Origin of the sequence: Stenotrophomonas sp. TD3, from assembly GCF_001939825.1 — a bacterium.
In the GTDB taxonomy this organism is placed as follows: Bacteria; Pseudomonadota; Gammaproteobacteria; order Xanthomonadales; family Xanthomonadaceae; genus Stenotrophomonas.
In genome coordinates, this window is record NZ_MOYM01000001.1 from 2398520 (window position 1) to 2419592 (window position 21073).

Annotated in this window: 16 protein-coding genes and 1 pseudogene; 7 read left to right on the forward strand and 10 right to left on the reverse strand. The window is 68.9% G+C overall.

Annotated elements, in window-relative coordinates; genetic code table 11:
• Window positions 1-81 precede the first annotated feature (81 nt).
• From BKE09_RS11190 to BKE09_RS11205, 4 genes are all read right to left on the reverse strand, one after another.
• On the reverse strand, window positions 82-1509 hold the full coding sequence (locus BKE09_RS11190) for an amino acid permease (RefSeq protein ID WP_049446828.1): 1428 nt from the start codon (window positions 1507-1509) through the stop codon (window positions 82-84).
• Window positions 1510-1667: 158 nt separating this feature from the next.
• Window positions 1668-2060 carry a hypothetical protein gene (locus BKE09_RS11195; RefSeq protein ID WP_075675785.1) on the reverse strand — a complete coding sequence of 131 codons (393 nt, stop codon included), beginning with the start codon at window positions 2058-2060 and terminating at the stop codon, window positions 1668-1670.
• A 23-nt stretch (window positions 2061-2083) separates the two neighbouring features.
• Entirely contained in the window at window positions 2084-2713 is a 630-nt protein-coding gene (gene leuE / locus BKE09_RS11200; RefSeq protein ID WP_005411716.1) for a leucine efflux protein LeuE, read from the reverse strand.
• A gap of 15 nt (window positions 2714-2728) precedes the next feature.
• Window positions 2729-3700: a LysR family transcriptional regulator gene (locus BKE09_RS11205; RefSeq protein WP_075675786.1), complete on the reverse strand. Its 972-nt coding sequence runs from the start codon at window positions 3698-3700 to the stop codon at window positions 2729-2731.
• A 91-nt stretch (window positions 3701-3791) separates the two neighbouring features.
• On the opposite strand from BKE09_RS11205, the gene BKE09_RS11210 reads away from it, so the two are divergent.
• The 4 genes from BKE09_RS11210 to BKE09_RS11225 all read left to right on the forward strand — a co-directional run bounded on the left by BKE09_RS11210 (window position 3792) and on the right by BKE09_RS11225 (window position 7653).
• Window positions 3792-4799, forward strand: coding sequence for a zinc-binding alcohol dehydrogenase family protein (locus tag BKE09_RS11210; protein ID WP_075675787.1), 1008 nt, complete (start codon window positions 3792-3794; stop codon window positions 4797-4799).
• Window positions 4800-4950: 151 nt separating this feature from the next.
• Window positions 4951-6519, forward strand: coding sequence for a DNA recombination protein RmuC (gene rmuC, locus BKE09_RS11215; protein WP_075675788.1), 1569 nt, complete (start codon window positions 4951-4953; stop codon window positions 6517-6519).
• 61 nt (window positions 6520-6580) lie between these two features.
• Window positions 6581-6970 carry a hypothetical protein gene (locus BKE09_RS11220; protein WP_075675789.1) on the forward strand — a complete coding sequence of 130 codons (390 nt, stop codon included), beginning with the start codon at window positions 6581-6583 and terminating at the stop codon, window positions 6968-6970.
• A 137-nt stretch (window positions 6971-7107) separates the two neighbouring features.
• On the forward strand, window positions 7108-7653 hold the full coding sequence (locus tag BKE09_RS11225) for a glutathione peroxidase (protein ID WP_075675790.1): 546 nt from the start codon (window positions 7108-7110) through the stop codon (window positions 7651-7653).
• 106 nt (window positions 7654-7759) lie between these two features.
• On the opposite strand, the gene BKE09_RS11230 is transcribed toward BKE09_RS11225, so the two are convergent.
• The 6 genes and pseudogenes from BKE09_RS11230 to BKE09_RS11255 all read right to left on the reverse strand — a co-directional run bounded on the left by BKE09_RS11230 (window position 7760) and on the right by BKE09_RS11255 (window position 11859).
• On the reverse strand, window positions 7760-8776 hold the full coding sequence (locus BKE09_RS11230) for a VacJ family lipoprotein (protein ID WP_075675791.1): 1017 nt from the start codon (window positions 8774-8776) through the stop codon (window positions 7760-7762).
• A gap of 1 nt (window position 8777) precedes the next feature.
• The gene (locus tag BKE09_RS11235; RefSeq protein WP_075675792.1) at window positions 8778-9089 is read right to left on the reverse strand and encodes an STAS domain-containing protein; all 312 of its coding nucleotides are present in this window, start codon (window positions 9087-9089) and stop codon (window positions 8778-8780) included.
• On the reverse strand, window positions 9079-9741 hold the full coding sequence (locus BKE09_RS11240; protein WP_014039021.1) for an ABC transporter substrate-binding protein: 663 nt from the start codon (window positions 9739-9741) through the stop codon (window positions 9079-9081). The genes BKE09_RS11235 and BKE09_RS11240 overlap by 11 nt, the downstream gene beginning before the upstream one ends.
• A gap of 56 nt (window positions 9742-9797) precedes the next feature.
• Window positions 9798-10262: pseudogene (mlaD, locus tag BKE09_RS11245) on the reverse strand (outer membrane lipid asymmetry maintenance protein MlaD); the annotation flags it as partial.
• Window positions 10263-10321: 59 nt separating this feature from the next.
• The gene (locus tag BKE09_RS11250) at window positions 10322-11071 is read right to left on the reverse strand and encodes an MlaE family lipid ABC transporter permease subunit (RefSeq protein ID WP_005414955.1); all 750 of its coding nucleotides are present in this window, start codon (window positions 11069-11071) and stop codon (window positions 10322-10324) included.
• Window positions 11071-11859, reverse strand: coding sequence for an ATP-binding cassette domain-containing protein (locus BKE09_RS11255; RefSeq protein ID WP_014039019.1), 789 nt, complete (start codon window positions 11857-11859; stop codon window positions 11071-11073). Before BKE09_RS11255 ends, BKE09_RS11250 begins: the two co-directional genes overlap by 1 nt.
• 189 nt (window positions 11860-12048) lie before the next feature.
• Here BKE09_RS11255 and recC point away from each other — a divergent pair, with 189 nt between their 5' ends.
• From recC to recD, 3 genes are read left to right on the forward strand one after another with little or no spacing between them, the layout of a single operon-like run.
• Entirely contained in the window at window positions 12049-15396 is a 3348-nt protein-coding gene (gene recC, locus BKE09_RS11260; protein ID WP_075675793.1) for an exodeoxyribonuclease V subunit gamma, read from the forward strand.
• A complete protein-coding gene (gene recB, locus BKE09_RS11265; RefSeq protein WP_075675794.1) occupies window positions 15393-19073 on the forward strand; it encodes an exodeoxyribonuclease V subunit beta in 3681 nt (1226 codons plus the stop codon). Before recC ends, recB begins: the two co-directional genes overlap by 4 nt.
• A complete protein-coding gene (gene recD / locus BKE09_RS11270; RefSeq protein WP_075675795.1) occupies window positions 19070-20950 on the forward strand; it encodes an exodeoxyribonuclease V subunit alpha in 1881 nt (626 codons plus the stop codon). The genes recB and recD overlap by 4 nt, the downstream gene beginning before the upstream one ends.
• Window positions 20951-21073: the final 123 nt, after the last annotated feature.

Sequence of the window (21073 nt, forward strand, 5' to 3'; positions counted from 1 at the left end):
TAGTGCCGGCCGCTGGCCGGCATTGCCCGTATCAACAGGATCCGAGGTGCCGGCCAGCGGCCGGCATTACCGCTGATCCGGTTATTTCGCGATCAGTGCGTGGCGGCGGCTGTACAGGAAGTACAGCACCAGGCCGACCACGTTCCACAGCAGGAAGTACAGCTGCGTGCTGTGCGGCAGGCTGAGGAACAGGTAGATGCAGCCCAGCGCGGCCAGCGGGCCGACCACGAAAGCAGCCGGTGTACGGAAGCTGCGCTCGCGGTTCGGTTCGCGCAGGCGCAGTACCACCAGGCAGACGCCCACTGCAGTGAACGCGGCCAGGGTACCGGCGTTGGCCAGTGCCGCGATCTCGTCCAGGCGTGCCACGCCGGCCAGCGCCGACACCACGACCGCAGTGAACAGCGTGGTCGCCACCGGCGTGCCGGTACGCGCGTTGACCTTGGACAGGCCACGCGGCAGCAGGCCATCGCGGCTCATCACGAAGAAGATGCGGCTCTGGCCGTACAGGAAGGCCAGCAGCACGGTCGGCAGCGCGATGATCGCAATCACGCCGATCACCATTGCCGCGGTCGGATGGCCGAGCTGGCGCATGATCAGCGCCAGCGGCTCGGCGCTGTGGCCGAACACCGCGTAGCTCATCGCACCAACGGCCGCGAGCGCGACCAGCACGTAGACGATGGTGCAGCCGATCATCGAGCCGATGATGCCGATCGACAGGTCGCGGCCCGGGTTCTTGGTTTCTTCGGCGGCGGTGGAGATCGCATCGAAGCCGTAGAAGGCGAAGAAGATGATCGCTGCCGCCGCCATTACGCCGTGTTCGACGCCATCAGGGCCCATCGACTTGGCAAAGCCATACGGCATGAACGGCTGCAGGTTGGCGCTGTCGAAGGCGGGCAGGGCCACGGCCACGAAGATGGCCAGCGCGATCAGCTTGAACACCACCAGGATGGCATTGAGGGTGGCGCTTTCCTTGGTGCCGGCCATCAGCATGCCGGCCACCAGCCAGGTGATGACGATCGCCGGCAGATTGATCATGCCGCCTTCCACGTGCGGGCCGGCTGCGAGCCAGGCTGGCAGGTGCACGTTCCAGCCGAACTGGGTGTGGACCCATTCGAGGAAGCCGACGAAGTAGCCGGACCAGCCCACCGCGACCGTACTCACCACCAGCGAGTACTCCAGGATCAGGCTCCAGCCCACCACCCAGGCGAACACCTCGCCCAGCGCGCTGTAGCTGTAGGTGTAGGCACTGCCGGCGGCCGGCATCATCGTCGACAGCTCGGCGTAGGACAGTGCCGCACAGGCGCAGACCGCACCGGCGATGGCGAAGGAGATCAGCACGGCCGGGCCGGCCAGGTTGGCACCGACGCCGATCAGCGTGTAGATGCCGGTGCCGACGATGGCACCGATGCCCAGCGCGATCAGGTGCGGCCAGCTGAGCGTCGGGATCAGGCGCCTGCCGGCTTCATGGACGGTGACGGAATCTAGGGACTTGCGCCGGAACAGGGACATGCAGGCCTCGGAAGGGGTGACTAAGAACGACAAGTTCCCGAGTGTGACCGAACGCAGCGCAGCATTACCACTGACGGGGGTCATACCCGACGCGCCGCGCGCTGCACCGCGAGCAGGCTGCCGGAATCGGCATAAAGGGCCATCGGCCCGGTGCTGGCTCAGGGAGGGCTCGGCCAGAGGCAGCCGTCTTCCTGCCAGGCCTCGGGGTCATCGTGGAAGGCGGTGGTGCGACCGTCGCGGGCGCGTTCGTAGCTCAGGTTCAGCACCAGTGCGCCCTGGGTGCTCAGCTGGTAGCGACCGTTGACCCGCCCGTCGATGCGCTCTTCCCAGACGCTGTCGAACTGGTAGGGGCGATCTTCGGCCAGCACCGTGGTCTCCATCGAGATCCGGTGCAGGGACAGGCGCTCGCGCTGGCCGGCGTAGCGCACGTCGGCCCGGCCGTCTTCCAGCCAGCGCCATTCCAGGTGGATGCTGTGGTTGCGATCGCCCGTCAGGCAGCGGTGATCCTGCACGGTGCTGGCGGACGTGGCGCCGGCCAGCAGCAGGGTCATGCCAAGCAGCGGCCGCCGCCCGTTCACCCGTTCAGCCCCAACCGGATGCCGAACCCGACCAGGAACAGGCCGGCCACGCGGCGCAGCGCGTCGCTGATCCGCGGGTGCTGGATCAGCCGGCGGCGGGCCAGGTTGCCCACGCCGATCAGCATCGAGCAGTAGGCGATGCTGACCACCAGGATGATGCCGGCCAGCGCGGCGAAGGTGGCGATGCCCTGGTGTGCCTTGGGATCGATGAACAACGGCAGGAAGGCCATGTAGAACAGGATCGCCTTCGGGTTGAGCAGGCTGACCAGGATCGCCTGCTGGAAGTAGCGGCCCGGCTGCATGCGGATCGGACCGGCGTCGCCGCCCTCGTGCTTCGGCGTGCGCAGCAGGCTGATGCCGACCCACACCAGGTAGGCCGCACCCAGGTACTGCACGGCGTGGAACACCAGCGGGTTGGCCTTGAGCAGCGCGGCCACGCCGGCCAGCGCCAGCCACATCAGGATCTGGTCACCGACCAGCAGGCCGGCCAACGCGGTGTAGCCGCCACGCACGCCACCCCGGCCGGTGGCGGTCAGCAGGGTGAAGGTGCCGGGGCCGGGCAGGGCGAGAAACACCAGCACGGCGACCAGAAACGTCCACAGGTCCTGGATGCCCATCCACGGCATGGCGGCGTTCTCTTGTTACGGGGGGCCGCCATTGTCGGCCAGTGCCGCAGTTGGCGACAGGGGGCGGGCAACGCCATCGGGCATGCCAGACAGCAGCGGTTGCAGGTGCTGGCGCAGCTGCGCGTGCAATTGCCGCACGGCCGGCGAGAACTGCTTGCGGTGCGGGCACACCAGCTGCAGCGGAATGCTGCTGCCGACACCGTCGAGCAGCAGCTGCAGGCGCCCGGCCCGCACGTCTTCGCGCAGGTCCAGCCAGGACTTGTAGGTGATGCCTTCGCCGGCCACCGCCCAGCGCCGCACCACGTCAGCGTCGTCGCAGACCAGCGGGCCGCGCACGGGAATCACCGTGCGGCGCGCGTCGACCTCGAAGGACCAGCGATCGTAGGCGCGGCCATTGAGTTGATAGACCAGGCAGTCGTGCTCGCGCAGATCCTCCAGTCGCGTGGGCGTGCCACGCCGCTGCAGATAGCCGGGCGAGGCCGCCAGCACGCGCCGGTTGCCTTCCAGCAGCGGCAAAGCCACGTAGTTGGCGTCGTCGAAGTAACCGATGCGGATGGCCACGTCGACCGGGTCGCGGAACACGTCGGCGACCTCGTCGGACAGGCGCAGGTGCAGGCGCAGCCGCGGGTGCGCGGCGCGGAACGCGCTCAACCACGGCAGCAGCAGGTTGCGGCCGAAGTCCGACGGCGCCGACAGCTGCAGGGTGCCGTGCAGTTCGGCGTCTTCGCCCTGCACGCGGGCCTGGCCCTCGCGCAGGGTCGCCAGTACCTCCTGTGCATAGGGCAGGTACAGCGCGCCTTCGCCAGTCAGGCGCAGGCTGCGGGTGGTGCGCACGAACAGGCGCAGGTCCAGCTCGCGCTCCAGCCGTGCCACCGCCGCGGCGACCTGGCCGGGCAGCAGATCGGCTTCGCGGGCGGCCTGGGAGAAGCTGCCCAGCGCGGCGGTGCGGACGAACAGCTGCAGGTCGTCGAAGCGGATCATCTTCATTGCCAGAGTGAAAGTGCTGCCCGATTCTGCGCCTTTCTGCGGGGGCGCGCGCGGCGCAACCTGTCGCCTCCTTTTCCACTGGACCGCTGCCATGCGCGCCATTGCCTACACCCACGCCGGCCTGCCGATCGATGATGCCCGGGCCCTGATCGACATCGACCTGGCACTGCCGCAGCCCGGCCCGCGCGACCTGCGGGTGGCGGTACGCGCGGTGGCGGTGAACCCGGTCGACACCAAGGTCCGCCGCAACATGGCCACCGACGGCCCGCGCGTGCTGGGCTGGGATGCGGTCGGCATCGTCGACGCGGTAGGCAGCGAGGTGACCCTGTTCCAGCCCGGCGACGCGGTCTACTACGCCGGCGTCATCGATCGCCCGGGCAGCAACGCCGAGTACCAGCTGGTGGACGAGCGCAGCGTCGGCCGCAAGCCGGCCAGCCTCGATGATGCGGCCGCCGCCGCGTTGCCACTGACCGCGATCACGGCGTGGGAGCTGCTGTTCGATCGCCTGCGCATCCCGGAGGGCGGTGGCGAGGGCCAGACCCTGCTGGTGATCGGTGCTGCCGGTGGCGTTGGTTCGATCCTGGTGCAGCTGGCGCGGAAGCTGACGAAACTGACGGTGATCGGCACCGCCTCGCGTCCGGATACCCAGGACTGGGTCTACGCGATGGGCGCGCATCACGTGATCGACCACAGCCTGCCGCTGGCCGAGGGCCTGGCGCGGCTGGGCATCAGCGAGGTGCAGCACGTGGCCAGCCTGACCCACTCCGACCAGCACTACGCGCAGATCGTGGAACTGCTGGCGCCGCAGGGCCAGCTGGGGCTGATCGATGATCCCGGCCAGGTGGACGTGATGGCGCTCAAGCGCAAGGCGTTGTCCCTGCACTGGGAGTCGATGTTCACCCGGCCGCTGTACCGCACCGCCGACATGCAGCGCCAGCACGACCTGTTGAACCGGGTGGCCGAGCTGATCGATGCCGGTGTGCTGCAGACCACTCTGGGCGAGCACTTCGGACGCATCGACGCGGCCAACCTGCGGCGTGCCCATGCGCTGCTGGAGAGCCATCGCGCCAAGGGCAAGATCGTGCTGGAAGGCTGGTAAGGCCCGATCTTTGCTGTAGAGCCGAGCCTGCGCTCGGCTCTACAGCGCTTCATCCACGCATGGCGTGGATCTACTGTGTCGACACAGAGCGAGCATGGGGGCTTCCGCGGCAGACCGACCCAGCCTGGCGCAGCGGGGCTAAACTGATCGCATGAATATCGAAGTCCTCATGATCCTGGCAGTGGTCCTGCTGCTGGCGACCCTGGTCGCACTGTTGCTGCTGTGGCGTCGCACCCCTGGTAACGCAGCGTCCGACGATCTGCAGCGGCAGCTGGACAGCGAACGCGAACAGCATCGCCTTGCCCTGGTCGATGCCGGCCAGCTGCGCGGCCGCCTCGATGCGCTGGGCGCGGAACTGGAAAACGAACGTGGCCGCAGCCAGCAGCACGCACAGGCGGTCACCACGCTGACCGCCCGGGTGGAGCGCGAAGCGGCGCTGTCGGCCAGTCGCGAAGCACAGCTGGCCGAACGTGAAGCGGCCCTCGCGCAGGCGCGCGCTGCCGTTGCCGATACCAGCAGCGAACTGCAGCAGGCGCAGCAGCGCTACCAGCAGCTGCACGGTGAACACGCCCGCGCGGTGGCCAATCTGCAGCACTCCGAACGGGCCAGTGCCGAGCTGCGCGGCTATCTCGATACGGCCAAGGAAAAGCTGTCCGGCGCCTTCGCCGAACTGGCCGGCAAGGTGTTCGACGAACGGGGACAGCAGTTCGAGAAGAATGTGCGGCAGGCGACGGTGCAGTCGCGCGCGGATATCGAGGGACTGCTCAAGCCGTTCGCCGACAAGCTGGGCGATTTCCGCACCCGGGTCGACACCCTGTATGGCGAGGAAGCGCGGCAGCGCGCCAGCCTGCTGGGTGCGGTGGGCGAACTGAAGACGCTCAACCAGGACATGGCCGCGCAGGCATCGGCGCTGACCAATGCGCTGAAGGGCAATGCCAAGGTCCGCGGCGACTGGGGCGAGCTGATGCTCGACAACGTACTGCGCGGATCGGGGCTGGAAGAGGGCGTGCACTACCAGCGGCAGAAGCATGCCGTGGATGACGAAGGTGCGCGCCTGCGACCGGACGTGGTGGTGCAGTTCCCCGACGAACGCAGCGTGGTGATCGACAGCAAGGTGAACCTGATCGCCTGGCAGGAAGCCATGAATGCCACTACCCCGGAGCAGTCCGAAGACGCGTTGCGCCGGCACGCGGTTGCGCTGCGTCAGCACGTGAAGGACCTGGGCGAGAAGAACTATCCGAAGGCGTTGGGCAGCGAGACGCTGGACATCACCATCGCCTTCGTTCCCATCGAAGGTGCGTTGTCGGCCGCACTGGGCGCCGACGGCAGCCTGCAGGCGTTCGCCTTCGACAACCGCGTGGTGTTCGCCTCGCCCAACACCCTGATGGCGCTGCTGCGCGTGGCCGAGCGCCTGTGGACGCGCGACAAGGTGCAGAAGCAGGCGCTGAAGATCAGCGAAGCCGGTGGCCTGGTGCTGGACGCGCTGACCGGGTTCCTGCAGGACTTCACCGCCATGGGCAAGAAGCTGGACGATGCCGGCAAGGCCTACGCCGATGCGCGCAATCGCCTGATCGATTCGCCGCAGTCGGCCATCAGCCGCGCCCGTCGGCTTGCCGAACTGGGCAGCAAGGCCAAGCGCGCGCTGCCGCCGGAGCTGACCCCGGACCCGATGCAGCAGCTGGGCGCGCCAGAGGACGAGGAGGACGGCAATGCGGGCTGACACGTCCAGTGCACCTGCGCCTGGCTATGCTGGGCACCCTGGGTCCGTGGCGGGTATCGACATGCGCTTTCGCTCCTGTGCCGTTCTTGTCCTCGCTGCGTTGCTGGCTGCGTGCAGCAGCACGCCCCCGGTTGCCGACGCCACTACGGCCGCTCCCACGCCGGAAGCCACCGAGGCCTACCGCGAAGCACGTGACGTCGACTGCCAGGCCGCCGGCGGCACCCTGCAGCGGCTCGGCCGCCTGCAGCGCGAGCAGTGCGTGATTCCCTATGCCGACGCCGGCAAGGCCTGCAGCCGCAAGAGTGACTGCACCGGTCAGTGCCTGGCTGGACCCGAGGTGGCCGCCGGCAGTGCCGCCACCGGTACCTGCCAGCGCGATGTGCGCCAGAACTTCGGGTGCCGCCAGCGCATCGACGATGGCAAGGCGCAGGGCACGATCTGCGTGGATTGATCGTAGTGCCGGCCGCTGGCCGGCAACCGCATGAACCCCCGGGAACGATCGCAGCATTGCCGGCCAGCGGCCGGCACTACCGGCATCGCGCGGCGCTATGCTGGTGGGCCATTCCCCGACGTAGCCGGAGCCCCCGCGTGAGCACCCCGATCCAGGACATTTCCCTCACCACCATCGACGGCCAGCCGTCCTCGCTTGCCGACTACCAGGGCAAGGTGCTGCTGCTGGTGAACGTCGCTTCCAAGTGCGGCCTGACCCCGCAGTACGAAGGCCTGCAGGCGCTGTATGCGGAAAAGCACGGGCAGGGCCTGGAAGTGCTGGGCTTCCCCGCCAACAACTTCCTTGGCCAGGAGCCGGGCAGCGAGGCCGAGATCCAGCAGTTCTGCCAGCTCACCTACGACGTCAGTTTCCCGATGTTCTCCAAGATCAGCGTGGCCGGCGAGGACACCCACCCGCTGTACCAGCAGCTGACCGCTGCGCAGCCGCAGTCGATCGGTGAAGGCCCGCTGCGCGAGCGCCTGGCCAGCAAGGAGATTCCGATCCATCCGGCACCGGCGGTGCTGTGGAACTTCGAGAAGTTCCTGGTCGGCCGCGATGGCAAGGTCGTCGCCCGCTTTGCGCCGGATGTGGCCGCCGATGATGCGCGCCTGCGCGAGGCCATCGAGGCGGCACTGGCGGCCTGATCGGCCGGGGTCGGATCCCTTTCCACGGGAAAGGGCTCCGACCCCACCCGCAGCGCCAAAGAAAAACCCCGCCGAGGCGGGGTTTTTCATGCGCTGCAGACCGGACTCAGTGCGTCCACTGCGGCATCGGCATCGCGTCGACCGGGATCGGCGAATTGGCATCGTCGTGGCCGCGGTCGCGCTTGCTGCGCAGATCGTTCTCGATCTGGTAGTTGCGGCGCTGCATCCAGGCATCGCGGACCAGGGCGTATTCGTCCACTGCGGTGTCGCGCAGATCGTCGATCGCCAGCAGCTGTGCGCGGGTATCGACCAGCTGCAGGCCCTGCAGGCCGATGCGGATCTTGTCTTCCTCGATGCGGCGCATCGGCGACAACGGGATGTCACCGGCCAGGCCGAACACATCGCGCACGGTACGCGGGCCGAAGAACGGCAGTTCCACGTAGCGCGAACGACGCCAGCCCCAGGCACCCAGGGTCTGGCCGAAGTCTTCATTGCGACGCGGCACCATCGCCTTGCTGGCCGGATCGAACAGGCCACCGATGCCCAGCGTGCTGTTCATGAGGAAGCGGCCGAGGCTGTCCCACGCGTCGGCACCACGGCCCTGCAGCAGCTGGTTGGTGATGGTCACCGGCGCACGCAGGTTGCTGAAGAAGTTGCTGACGCCGGTACGCGCGAAGCGCGGCACCACATGGGTATAGGCGGTGGCCAGGGGGCGGGCCACGCCGCGGTCGACCGCGTTGTTGAACTTGTGGACCTTGCGGTTGAACGGTTCCCACGGATCGTAGGCCGCCGCACTGCCGGTGTTGCCGGTGCCGCCATACAGGGCGTCGAAATCATCGTCGCCAGCGGCGGCGGTGGACGCTGCGGTCTTCGGCGCGCCGGCCTCCGCGCCCTGCGGTGCAGCCGTCGGCGACGACGCGGCGGGCGCCGCAGGATTGGCCACGGGGGCGACCGGAGCAGCGTCGACCACGCCGGTATCGGCTGTTGCGGCCGCCGCTTCGGCAGCAGGGCTGGGCGCAACCACGGTGCTGGCGACCGGTGCATCGCTGCGCGCGGGCTTGCCGGCACAGGCGGTGAGGGCGGTGGCCAAGACGATCAGGGGGAAAGTGCGTACGACGTTCATGTCAGCTCGCAGCAGAAGTAGCGTTGAAATCCAGGTCGGGCGACAGCCGGTAGGCTGCGCTCAGCTCGTTGTAGCCGGCCGGCGCGCCGGAAATGGCCAGCGCATGGCCGGCCTTGCGCGCACGGGCCGCCAGTTCGGCCAGCAGGGCCAGGCCGGCGCTGTCCACGCGCTCGACCTCGCTCAGCTCCAGCCGCGCCAGCTTGGCCGGCAGGGCCTGCAGCTGCGGCCACAGCGCGATCACTGCGGCACGGTCGAGCACCCCGCGCAGGCGCAGGGTGTCGCCTTCCAGCAGCGCCAGCGCGTTACTTGCCATTGCCCGCGGGCCCGGCCTGCATGCTGCCGCTGTGCAGCTCGCTGGCCACCTGCTTGATGCCCTTCTGGCGCAGCGGGGTGTCGAACTGGTTGCGGAAGGTCTGCACGTAGGAGATGCCTTCGATGTTGACGTCGAAGATCTTCCACTGGCCGTTCACGTTGCGCATCCAGTATTCGACCGGGGTCGGTTCGCTGCCGGCGCGCACCAGTTCGGTGCTCACGCGCACGCCGCGGTTGCCCGGCAGCGGGCTCTCACCCTTCAGGCGGAAGCTCGGCTTGCCCTGGATGTTGAGCAGGGTCGAACCGTAGCGCTGCATCAGGCTGTCGGCCATGGCATCGGCGAACAGCTTGATGTCGGCATCCGAGGCGCCGCGGGCGTGCGGGCCCAGCACCAGGCGCGCGGCGTAGTCGCGATCGAAGGTGCGGTTCAATTCGCTGTCGATGTAGCTGCGCAGGCTGGCCGGGTTGCTGCTGAACTCGCTCCGGCGCTGCTGCAGGGTGGTGAGGATGCGCGTGCTGGCATCGATCACCACCTTGCCGGCCTGGCCCTGCGTCGCGGCTGCGGCGGGGGCGGCGGCCTGGGCCTGGGCGAGGAACGGCGTGGCCAGCAGCAGCGTCGAGGCGAGCAGGGCCGGGATCAGTTTCATCTTCATGGTTGCGGTTCCGTTGCAGGCGCCTGCGCGCCATCGTTGGGCTTCTGGCCTGCGCCACCACCGGCGCCGCCACTGAACATGTACTTGCCGACCAGCTGGATCAGGTCAACCGCCGGCTGGGTGAAGACGATCTCGTCACCGGCCTTGAGCACGTCCGGGTCACCGCCCGGCTGCAGACCGATATAGCTCTCGCCGAGCAAACCACTGGTGAAGATGCCGGCCGAGGTGTCCGCCGGCAGGTCCTTGACCTTGCTGTCCATGCGCAGGGTCACGATGGACTCGAACTTCACCGGATCCAGGTCGATCGAGGCGACCTGGCCGACGGTGACGCCGCCGATCTTCACCGGCGCCTGCTTGCGCAGCTGGCCGACCTGGGAGAAGCGCGCTTTCAGCTCGTAGCCCTGGCTGCCCCAGCTCCAGCGCTGGTTGGTCGAGGCCACGGCCAGCACCATCAGCGAGGCCAGGGCCAGCAGCAGGAATGCGCCGACAGAGAATTCGAGTCTGGGACCGCGGATGGCCATGTGGATTACCTGATCGAGTCGTGGTGGCCGCGCGCGCCTGCGCACCGCCGGTGGAGGGGTTAGGTGAACAACATTGCCGACAGCACGAAGTTGAACATCAGCACCAGCAGCGAGGCGTTGACCACCGCACGGGTGGTCGCCACCGAGGTGCCCTCGATGGTCGGCTCGGCGTGGAAACCAACGTAGGCGGCGACCAGCGCGGCGGTGCCGCCGAAGATCGCCGACTTCAGCATCGCCACGCCGAAGTCATCCCAGAAATCGACGCTGTTGCGCAGCGCCGACCAGAACACGCCATTGTCCAGGCCCAGCACGTGCACCGCTTCGAAGTAGCTGGCACTGATCGCCAGCGAACAGAAGATGCCGGTCAGCAGCGGCACGGTCAGCACCGCCGCCCAGAAGCGCGGCGCCACGGCCTTGGCCACCGGGTCGATCGCCATCAGCTCCAGCGCCTTGATCTGGTCGGTGGCGCGCATCAGGCCCAGTTCGGCGGCGATCGAACTGCCGGCGCGGCCGATGAACAGCAGCGCGGTCAGCACCGGCGCCAGCTCGCGGTACAGCGACAGGCCGAGCAGGGTCGACAGCGCGTCGGCCGCACCGAAGGTGGTCAGCGTGCGGTAGCCCTGCAGGGTCAGTACCAGGCCGACGAAGGCACCACCGACAGCGATGATCGGCAGCGAGCGCGCGCCGATCTTGTAGATCTCGCGGGTCAGCTCGGCCAGGAAGTCACGGGTCGGCAGCGAACCACGCAGCACGGTCAGCGAGAACAGGCCGGCGCGGCCCAGCGAGCGGGTGGCTTGGACGAACGGCATCAGGCCACCCTCGCGCGCGGCGCGGCATCGAACGGAATGGGGCCATCGGGCTGGCCGTGCAGGAACTGCCGCAGCAGCGGGTCCTGACTGGACTGCAGCGCCTCGGGCGTGCCCTGGAACACGATGCCGCCATTGGCAATGGCAATCACCTGGTCGCAGATCGGCAGGGTCTCGTGCACGTGGTGGCTGACGATGATGCTGGTCAGGCCCAGGCTGTGGTTGAGGCGCTGGATCAGGCTCATGATCACCCCCGAGGCGATCGGGTCCAGCCCGGTCAGCGGCTCGTCGTAGATCATCAGCGGCGGGTCCAGCGCCAGCGCGCGGGCCAGCGCGACGCGGCGCGCCATGCCGCCGGACAGTTCGCGCGGCCAGGCATCGGCCGCGGCCAGCAGGCCCACCGCATGCAGCTTCATCTCCACCAGCCGGCGCAGCACGGCGGTCGGCAGGCGGGTATGCGTACGCAGCGGCAGCGCGACGTTTTCGGCCACAGTGAGGTCGGTCAGCAGGCCATTGCCCTGCAGCAGCACACCCACGCTCTTGCGCATTTCCAGCAGCGCGCCGCTGTCATGCGGAATCGGCTTGCCGAACAGGGTGACTTCGCCGGCGACCGGACGCAGTTCGCCGGTCAGTGCCGCCAGCAGGGTCGACTTGCCGCTGCCGGACGGACCCAGTACCGCGGTGATGCTGCCCTTGGGCACCTGCAGCGACACGTCGCGCAGGATCGTGCGCCCGCTCCGGTCGATGCGGACGTTGGATAACTGCACCAGACTGGAGGTGGAAGCCGACATGGGCACCATTAACGTTTTTTAGACATCGAAGGATCGGGCCCGTCGGCTGAACATAAGCAGACTGGACGGTCCAGTATTGTGGCACGGCAAGACTCTTGCCTGGCCGGGACAATCGGCCGGCAGCCCGGAACAATCCGTACCGGCGATGGGCTGACCATTGAATACTGCCTGCCGTGCTGCACACTGTGCATGATGAGTGACCCGGGCAGCGATTTCCGCCTCTACCATTCCAACTCCCTGGACGTGCTGGCCGCGCTGCTGGCGCGCAACGTGCGTGCGCCGGTTCCGGGCCAGCCGTTGCTCGCGCCGGAGGTGGTGCTGATCCCGCAGGTGGCGATGCGGCGTTGGCTGCAAGCGACACTCGCTGCCGAATATGGCGTGGCCGCCAACCTTGAGTTCCTGACCCCGGGCGAGTTCGTTGCCCGGGCGCTCAACGCCAATGTGCCGGGTGAACGCGACGACCTGGACGCGGCAGGCCTGCACTGGAAGCTGTATCAGGCACTGCGCGACCCGGCGCTGCTGGCACAGCCACCGATGCGTGCGCTGCAGTCCTATCTTGCCGGCCGCGATGCGCTGAAGCCGTGGGCACTGGCCGGTGAACTGGCATCTGTGTTCGAGAAGTACCAGGCCTGGCGCCGCGACTGGCTGCTGCGCTGGGAGGCCGGCGCCGACCCGGCCGACCCGCAGGCGATCCTGTGGCGCACCATCGCCGGTGGCCATGACTACCGCGCCCGCCGCATCCAGGCCTACCTGGATCGCTTCGAGGGCGCTGGCCAGCCGTTGCCACAGGGCCTGCCGCCGCGCATCTCGGCGTTCGCGACGCTCAACATCTCACCCGACGTGCTGCGGGTGATGGCCACCCAGGCGCGGGTGGGCGAGCTGCACTTCTATATGCCGACCCCCGTGCAGTCGTACTGGGGCGACCTGCAGACCCTGGCCGAGCGCCTGCGCAGCGGTGCACCGGATCCCTTCGGTGAAGCCGCGGGCGAGAATCGGTTGCTGGAAGCCTGGGGCGCCGCGGGGCGCGATTTCATGGCGGTGCTGGGCAGCTACGAGGTGGTGCATCCGGCCGGCGAGATCGCGGCCTATTCCGATCCGGAGGACGACACCCGGCCGACCCTGGCCGAAGGGGGGCTGTCCGACAGCCTGCTGCATCGCCTGCAGCGCGATCTGTTCCACCGCCGCGCACTGCCCTCGGGCGAGCTGCGCGACGGGCTGCGCAGCGACGACCCCAGCCTGCAGGTGCATGCCTGCCATACCCGGCTGCGCGAGCTGCAGGTGCTGCACGATCAGCTGCGCAGCCTGCTGCAGGACCCGCGCTTTGACCCGCCGTTGCAGGCACGCGAGATTGCGGTGCTGGCGCCGGACATCGATCCCTATGTGCCGTACCTGGAAGCGGTGTTTGGCGGCCGCGGGGGCGAGGACGAGCACATTCCCTATGCGCTGGCCGACAGCAGTCCACTGGCGGGCGAGCCGTTGGCCGATGTGTTCGTACACCTGCTGGGCCTGCCGGTCTCGCGTTTCGGCCTGAACGAAGTGCTGGACCTGCTGGCCAGCGCGCCACTGGCCGAGGCGGCCGGTCTGGAAGCGGTGGACTTCGACCGCCTGCATGGCTGGTTGCAGCAGGCCGGTGCACGCTGGGGCCTGGATGCGAAGCACCGCAACCAGCACCAGGCACCGGCCGACGACGCCTACACCTGGCAGTTCGCGCTGGATCGCCTGGTGCTCGGTCACGCGACCGGCAGCGAGGCCGACCTGGCCGGTGTTGCACCGTGGATCGAGCTGGAGGGCGGCGCATTGGAAGTGCTCGACCGGCTGCTGCGCCTGTTGCGCGTGTTGGCGATCTACCAGCGTCGCCTCGGCGAGCTGCTGACGCCGGCGCAGTGGCGGCAGCGCCTGCTGTCGCTGCTGGACGCGCTGCTGCCGACCGCGCCCAGCTCGCCCAACAGCCAGCGCGCGCTGGAGCGCCTGCGCAAGCTGCTCAACCAGTTCGCCGACGATGCCGCCAAGGCCGGTTTCGCGGACGGGGTGCCGCCGGAGGTGGTGCGTTCGCACTTCGCTGGTGCGCTGGGCGAGGCCGATACGCGCGCGCCGCTGCTGACCGGTGGCATCAGCTTCGGCCGCATGGTGCCGATGCGCCTGCTGCCGTTCCGGGTGATCTGCGTGCTCGGTCTCAATGATGGCGACTTCCCGCGCCGTGACCCGGCGGCCGGTCTCAACCAGCTCACTGCCGAGCTGGACACGCCGCGCCGCCGACCGGGCGACCGCTCCACCCGCGAAGACGACCGTTTCCTGTTCCTGCAGCTGTTCGCCGCCGCGCAGGAAGTGTTCTACCTCAGCTACCTCGGTGCCGATCCGCGCGATGGCAGCGTGCGCGAGCCGTCGGTGCTGGTCAGTGAATTGATCGATGCCGCGGCCGCGTATCACCTCGATCCGCCTGCGGCGGTCCGCGACTTCACCGTGCGCCACGCACTGCAGCCGTTCTCGCCGGCTGCGTTCGGTGATGGCGATCCACGCCGCTTCAGCTATCGCCGCCAGTGGCATCCGGCTGCCGGTCGCCTTACCGGCGAGCGTGGGGGCCTGCAGCCGTGGTTCGATGCAGCGTTGCCGCCGCCGCTCGACGATGCGGTGGAAGACGAAGTCGCACTCGACACCCTGCGCCGCTTCCTGTGCGACCCGGCCGGGCAGTTCCTGGTGCAGTCGCTGGGCCTGCGCCTGGCCGACGACGTCGAGGAGGTCGATGACCTGGAACCGCTGGTGCTGTCCTCGCGCGGCCCGGAGAAGCGCAGCGTGCAGGCGGCGGTGGTGCGCGCCACGCTCAGTGGCGATACCGAGCCGTTGTACCCGCGCCTGCGCGCACGCGGCCTGCTGCCCTCCGGCCCATTGGGCGAGCGCCAGTTCGAGGTGGAGCAGTTGAAGACGCGCCCGTATGCCAGCGCCTTGCTGGGCTGGATGCAGGGCGAACCGCTGGGAAGCCGCCGCTATGAAGTGGAGATCGATGGCGTGCGCCTGCATGGCCGGGTGGCCGATCGACACCCCGACGGGCTGGTGCGCCTGCGCGCCGGTACCCTCAATGGCAATGCGGTGATCCGCCAGGGCCTGGACTGGCTGCTGGCCAACGCTGCCGGCGATGCGTTGCCCCTTGTGCAGTTCCACGATGGCGGCGACGCCGGTCCTGGCCCGCATGTGCTGCCGGCGTTGAGCGTTCCGGCTGCACGCGCCGCGCTGCGCGCACTGCTGCAGCTGCGCCAACGCGGACTGCGTGAACCGCTGCGCTTTGCCCCGTACACCGGCTGGGTGCTGTACAACGCGCCGGCCGAAAAACAGCGCAGCGAAGGCTGGAAGCAGTGGCACGGCAGTGACCGCAGCTGGGGTGAATCCAGCAGCGATGCCTGGCAGCTGCTGCTGCGTGGCGCCGACCCGTTCGCCACCGACGCCAGCTATGCCGACCTGCTGCGCAACAGCCAGGTGGTCTTCAGCGCGGTGCGCGAAGGTCGCACGCTTGGCGCCGATACACGCCAGGAGGGCGGCGCATGAGCACCGCCATCATTGATGAGGACTCCCAGCGCATGGCGGGCGATCCCTATCTGGCCCTGCCGCTGGATGGCATCCGCCTGATCGAGGCCAGCGCCGGTACCGGCAAGACCTTCACCCTGGCCACGCTGTTCACCCGCCTGGTGGTGGAGCAGGGCCTGCGCATCGGCCAGATCCTGGCGGTGACCTTCACCGATGCCGCCACCCAGGAACTGCGCAAGCGCATCCGCGAGCGCCTGGCGCTGGCCGCGCGCCTGGTCGATCTGGAACCGGCCGAGGGCGAAGCACCGGACGCGAGATTGACCCGCGACGTGCTGCAGCGCCATCTGCTGGGTGGCACCGAGAGCGCAGCCGCGCTGAAGCGACGCCTGCAGGTGGCCGCCGATGAGATCGACCTGGCGTCGATCTTCACCATCCACGGCTTCTGTACCCGCGTGCTGCGCGAGCATGCGCTGGAGAGCGGCCATACCTTCGACCCGCCGGAACTGCTGCCCAGCGATCGTGAGCTGCTGGAGGAGCTGGCCGCAGATCTGTGGCGGGTGCACGCCAACGACGCGGCCACGCTGGAACCGCTGACCTGGCTGTGGTCCAACCCGGATGCGCTGGCCGCCGATCTGCGCGCGCTGCTGGCCGCGCCGCCTCTGCACCCGTTGCCACGGCCGGTGGCGCTGGCCGATCCACACCCGGCATTGCAGGCCACCGCCGCCGAACTGCAGCTGGCGCTGCGCGAGCATGGCGAGCAGTTCTTCATCGACCTCTGCGATGCCGTCGACAACAAGTGGATCAACGGGGTGTCCTACAAGCTGGGCTGGTTGCACACGCTGGGCCGGCAGCTGCTGGCCTGGGCCGGGCGCGCCGACCCGCGCGAGCTGCTGGCCAGCGAACGCCTGCCGGCACTGCTGCCGGAGGTGTTGGCCGACAAGACCAACAAGAAATTCCCCGACCGCACGCCGTCGTCGCCAGTGCAGGCGCCGTTGGCGCGCTATGTCGCGCTGCTGGCCGAACGCGATGCCTGGTTGCGTGCCACCGCGCTGAATTTCCTGCACGCGCTTCGCGCCGAAGCCACGCAGCGCCTGCAGGCGCTGAAGCGCACGCGCCGGGTGCAGACCTACGACGATCTGATCGATGGCGTGGCACTGGCCCTGGAAGGCCCGCAGCGTCTGGCGCTGGTCAGGCAGCTGCGCGCGCAGTACCGCATCGCGCTGGTCGATGAGTTCCAGGACACCGACGATCGCCAGTGGGGCATCTTCCACACCGTGTTCGGCGATTCGCCAGAGGTACGCGAACTCGGCCTGGCGCCGGCGCTGTTCCTGATCGGCGACCCCAAGCAGGCGATCTACGGATTCCGCGGCGGCGACATCCACACCTACCTGAAGGCCAAGCAGGTGGCGCAGCAGGCGCCGGTGCTGGACCAGAACTTCCGCTCGCGGCCGGCTGTGCTGCGTGCGCTGCAGGCGCTGTACGACAACGGTGGCGAAGACGCCTTCCTCGAACGCGACATCCAGTTCGAGCCGGTGCGTCCCGGTGGCGTGCGCACCGATGAGGACTACCTGCGCGACGGCCACGCCGCCACGGCACTTACCCTGCGCGTGCTGCGTAGTGGCGGTGACAAGGCGATGAGCGCCGATGCCTCGCGTGAGGCGGCGACCCAGGCCTGCGTGGCCGCGATCCACCAGATTCTGGTCGAGGCGCGTGCGGGCAATGCCGTGTTGCGTGGGCAGCCGGTGCGGCCGGGTGACATCGCGGTGCTGGTGCGCTCGCATCGCGAAGCGACGCTGGTGCAACGGGCGCTGGCCGCGGTCGGTATTCCTGCGGTGGCGGCCGGCAAGCAGAGCCTGTTTTCCACCCCTGAAGCGCGCGATCTTCGTGCGCTGCTGCTGGCACTGCTGCAACCGGCCGACGAAGGCCGCCTGCGTGCAGCGCTGGCCACGGTACTGCTGGGCCAGCGGGCCAGCGCGATCGCGGCGATGGAACGCGAGGGCGACCTGCAACGCGATTTCCAGGCACAGCTGCTGCACTGGCGCGAGCGCTGGCAGCGCGGTGGGCCTTTCGCGGTGATCGCCGATGTCTGTGCCGCACAGGGTGAACGCCTGCTGGCGCTGATCGACGGCGAGCGCCGCCTGACCAACTACCTGCAGCTGGGCGAACTGCTGCAGGAAGCCTCGGCGCAGGCGCTGGGCATGCATGGCCTGCTGGACTGGCTGCAGGGGCAGATGGCCAGCGCCGACCAGGATGACGAGCAGCAGCTGCTGCGCCTGGAATCGGATGCGCGCCGCGTGCAGATCATCACCCTGCACAAGAGCAAGGGCCTGGAGTATCCGCTGGTGTTCCTGCCCTTCGTCGGCATCGACGGCGGCGCACCGAACACGTCGTCGCACTGCACGGTGCATGTGGATGGCCAGCGCCAGCTGCACTGGAAGCTGGACAAGGACGAAGCCTGGGAAGCGGCCAGTGCCCAGCGCGAGCGCGAGCAGCGCGCCGAGGATGCACGCCTGCTGTATGTCGGCCTGACCCGCGCCGAACACGCGCTGTGGATCGCCGTGGGTGATCTGGCCGGGCTTGGCAGGACGCGTCTGGCACCGCTGCTGGGTGACCTGCAGGCGCTGCGCGCCCAAGCCGACGTGCACATCGATGACAGCGAGACACCGGCTGCGCTGCCGCAGCTGGCGGCCGAAGTGGAGGGTGACCTTCCGGCGGTGCGTGCCCTGACCCGGCGCGTACCACACGACTGGTGGGTGTACAGCTTCACCCAGCTGGCGCATGCCGACGCGGGTGCTGGCAGTGATATCGAAGCCGCCGCCACCGAGCTGCCGGCGCCCGCCGCCGACGAACCGGCCGGCCCGGAACTGCCGCTGGAACCGGCGCTGCCGGAACCCGCTGCGGCGGCCGAGGACAGCGTGGCGGTCGACCCGCGCTTCATGGGCAGTCGCTTCGGCAACGTGCTGCACGAAGCGATGGAGAACGTCGACTTCGCTGCTTGGGCTGACTGGCAGCCGGGTCTGGAAGCCCCAGAGGGCCAGGCCGGGGTGCTGCGCAAGGCGCTGCACGACGAAGGCTATGCCGATGTCGACCTGGACGATGGCGTGGCGGTGCTGGTGCCGCTGGTAGGCCACACGCTCACCGTGCCGCTGCCCGAGGGCGGTGCGCTGCACAGCCTGGGCGAAGGCGAGCGCCGCGCGGAAATCGACTTCCATTTCGCCATCGAACCGACCACGGTACAGGCGCTGTTGCATGTGCTGCATGCACATGGGGTTTCCAGTACGCGTCGCGGCTTCGGCCAGCGCCGCCGCCTGGAAGGGCTGATGACCGGCATGATCGACCTGACCTACGTGCGCGACGGGCGCTGGTACGTGCTCGACTACAAATCCAACCGCCTGCCCGGCTACAGCCCGGACCTGCTGGCCATTGCCATGCGCCACAGTGAGTACGACCTGCAGGCGCTGATCTATACGGTGGCCCTGCATCGCTGGCTGCGTTTCCGCCTGGGCGCGGCCTACGACTACGAGCGCGATATGGGCGGCATCCGCTACCTGTTCTGTCGCGGCCTGGATGCCGCCGGCAACGGTGTGCATGTGGACCGCTTCCCGTTGGCGCTGGTGGATGCGCTGGATGCATTGTTCGCCGGTGGCGAGCAGGCCCAGGCCGAACTGGCCGCACGTGCGCGTGGAGCCAGTGCATGAGCCTGCTGAAGGAGCTGCACCAGAAGGGCCAGCTGCGCACCCTCGATCATGCGCTGGCAACCAGCCTGCAGCGGCTGCGCGACGACACGCCCGACAGTGTGGCGCTGGCGGCCGCCCTGGCTTCTTTGGCGGTGTCGCAGGGCCACGCTGCGTTCGATCCGGCACAACCGCAGCGGTTGCTGGAAGGCGTGCCCGAGTGGCCTGCCGCGCAGGATTGGCTGGCGCAGCTGCGCGCATCGCCGTGGGTGGCGACGCCGGAGCAGGCCGATGCCATCGCCGAGGATGCACCGCTGGTGCTGGAAAACGGGCTGCTCTACCTGCGCCGCTATCGCGAGTACGAGCGCCAGCTGGCGGCCGGCCTGCAGCGCATTGGTCGGCATCCGCTGCCGGCACCGGACATGGCCGCGCTGGCACCGCTGTTCGCGCAGCTGTTCCCGCAGGCATCGGGCAGCGAGGACCACCAGGCACGCGCCGCCGGCGTGACCCTGCGCCATCCGCTGGCGCTGGTCACTGGCGGCCCCGGCACCGGCAAGACCACCACCATCGCGCGCCTGTTGCTGCTGCTGGCGGCACAGGCCCGGCACGCCGGCCAGCCGCTGCCCGAGGTGGCGTTGGCCGCGCCCACCGGGCGCGCCGCCGAGCGCATGGCCGAGAGTCTGCGCGTGGCTGTGCAACGCCTGCAGGAACAAGGACTGGACCCGGCGCTGTGCGCGGCGCTGCCCAGTACCGGCACCACCCTGCATCGCCTGCTCGGGGTGATTCCCGATTCACCGCGCTTCCGTCACCACGCTGACAATCCGCTGCCGGTGGACGTGGTGGTGGTCGACGAAGCCTCGATGATCGATCTGCCGATGATGGCCAAGCTGGTCGACGCGATCGCCAGCGGTACCCGGCTGATCCTGCTCGGCGATCCCGATCAGTTGCCCTCGGTCGAGGCCGGCGACGTGCTCAGTGCGATCCTGCGTGCCAGCGGCGACGGCATCGGCACCGGCGCCGATGACGCGCAGGCACTGCATGGCCTGCTGGCGCCGGTTACCTTGCAGCCACAGGCCACACCACGCGCCTTCGCCGGGCGCCGCGTGCAGCTGCAGCGCGGCTACCGGCAGAGCGATGCGCTGGACCTGGCACCGCTGGCACATGCCGTGCGCGAGGGCGGCAGCAGCACCGCGCTGCAGCTGCTGCGCAGTGGTGAACTGGCCGGCGTGCATTTCCACGAAGGCGAAGCCGATCCGCTGCGTGGCCAGCGCGAGCACCTGCTGGGCCACTGGCGTGCACTGGCCGACGCGGCCGATCCAGTGCTTGCCCTGCAGCAGGCCGGGCGCCTGCGCGTGCTGACCGCGTTGCGCGAAGGCCCGCAGGGCGCACGCGGGCTCAACAGCCGCATCGAACAGCTGCTGGCCGGCAACACCCCGGGCTACTTCCAGGGCCGCCTGCTGCTGGTCACCGAGAACAGCTACCGGCACCGCCTGTTCAACGGCGATATCGGCATCTGCCTGCGCGATGGCAGCGGCGCGATGGTGGCCTGGTTCCCCGGCGACAGCGTTGATCAGCCGCGCGCCTTCCACCCGGCGGCACTGCCCGCGCACGAAAGCGCCTTCGCGATGACCGTGCACAAGGCACAGGGCTCGGAGTTCGATGAAGTGTGGTTGCAGCTGCCACGCCAGGACAGCCGCGTGCTGTCACGCGAACTGGTCTACACCGGCCTGACCCGCGCCCGCCAGGTGCTGCATGTGGCGGGCAGCGCGGACGTGCTGCAGGCCGCGCTGAAGCGCCATGCCAGCCGATTGGGTGGTCTGGCCTGGCGGCTGGGTGCGGAAGCGGAGGCCGAAGCACCGGCGCGCATCGAACAGCCTACCGTGCAGGGCACCTTGTTCTGAACCAGGGTCGGATCCCGTTCCCACCGGGAATGGGCTCTGACCCCTTCACCTGATCGTCAGGCAGAAGCAGTCGAGCATGGCTCGACTCTACAAAAGCGTACTTCGATCATTCCGACGTTCATC

What these genes read in the sequence shown, in the direction of transcription:
- BKE09_RS11190 (WP_049446828.1), bottom strand. Translation starts at nt 1,509, where the DNA reads ATGTCCCTGTTCCGGCGCAAGTCCCTAGATTCCGTCACCGTCCATGAA.
- BKE09_RS11195 (WP_075675785.1), bottom strand. Translation starts at nt 2,060, where the DNA reads ATGACCCTGCTGCTGGCCGGCGCCACGTCCGCCAGCACCGTGCAGGAT.
- leuE (WP_005411716.1), bottom strand. Translation starts at nt 2,713, where the DNA reads ATGCCGTGGATGGGCATCCAGGACCTGTGGACGTTTCTGGTCGCCGTG.
- BKE09_RS11205 (WP_075675786.1), bottom strand. Translation starts at nt 3,700, where the DNA reads ATGAAGATGATCCGCTTCGACGACCTGCAGCTGTTCGTCCGCACCGCC.
- BKE09_RS11210 (WP_075675787.1), top strand. Translation starts at nt 3,792, where the DNA reads ATGCGCGCCATTGCCTACACCCACGCCGGCCTGCCGATCGATGATGCC.
- rmuC (WP_075675788.1), top strand. Translation starts at nt 4,951, where the DNA reads ATGAATATCGAAGTCCTCATGATCCTGGCAGTGGTCCTGCTGCTGGCG.
- BKE09_RS11220 (WP_075675789.1), top strand. Translation starts at nt 6,581, where the DNA reads ATGCGCTTTCGCTCCTGTGCCGTTCTTGTCCTCGCTGCGTTGCTGGCT.
- BKE09_RS11230 (WP_075675791.1), bottom strand. Translation starts at nt 8,776, where the DNA reads ATGAACGTCGTACGCACTTTCCCCCTGATCGTCTTGGCCACCGCCCTC.
- BKE09_RS11235 (WP_075675792.1), bottom strand. Translation starts at nt 9,089, where the DNA reads ATGGCAAGTAACGCGCTGGCGCTGCTGGAAGGCGACACCCTGCGCCTG.
- BKE09_RS11240 (WP_014039021.1), bottom strand. Translation starts at nt 9,741, where the DNA reads ATGAAGATGAAACTGATCCCGGCCCTGCTCGCCTCGACGCTGCTGCTG.
- BKE09_RS11250 (WP_005414955.1), bottom strand. Translation starts at nt 11,071, where the DNA reads ATGCCGTTCGTCCAAGCCACCCGCTCGCTGGGCCGCGCCGGCCTGTTC.
- BKE09_RS11255 (WP_014039019.1), bottom strand. Translation starts at nt 11,859, where the DNA reads ATGTCGGCTTCCACCTCCAGTCTGGTGCAGTTATCCAACGTCCGCATC.
- recC (WP_075675793.1), top strand. Translation starts at nt 12,049, where the DNA reads ATGATGAGTGACCCGGGCAGCGATTTCCGCCTCTACCATTCCAACTCC.
- recB (WP_075675794.1), top strand. Translation starts at nt 15,393, where the DNA reads ATGAGCACCGCCATCATTGATGAGGACTCCCAGCGCATGGCGGGCGAT.
- recD (WP_075675795.1), top strand. Translation starts at nt 19,070, where the DNA reads ATGAGCCTGCTGAAGGAGCTGCACCAGAAGGGCCAGCTGCGCACCCTC.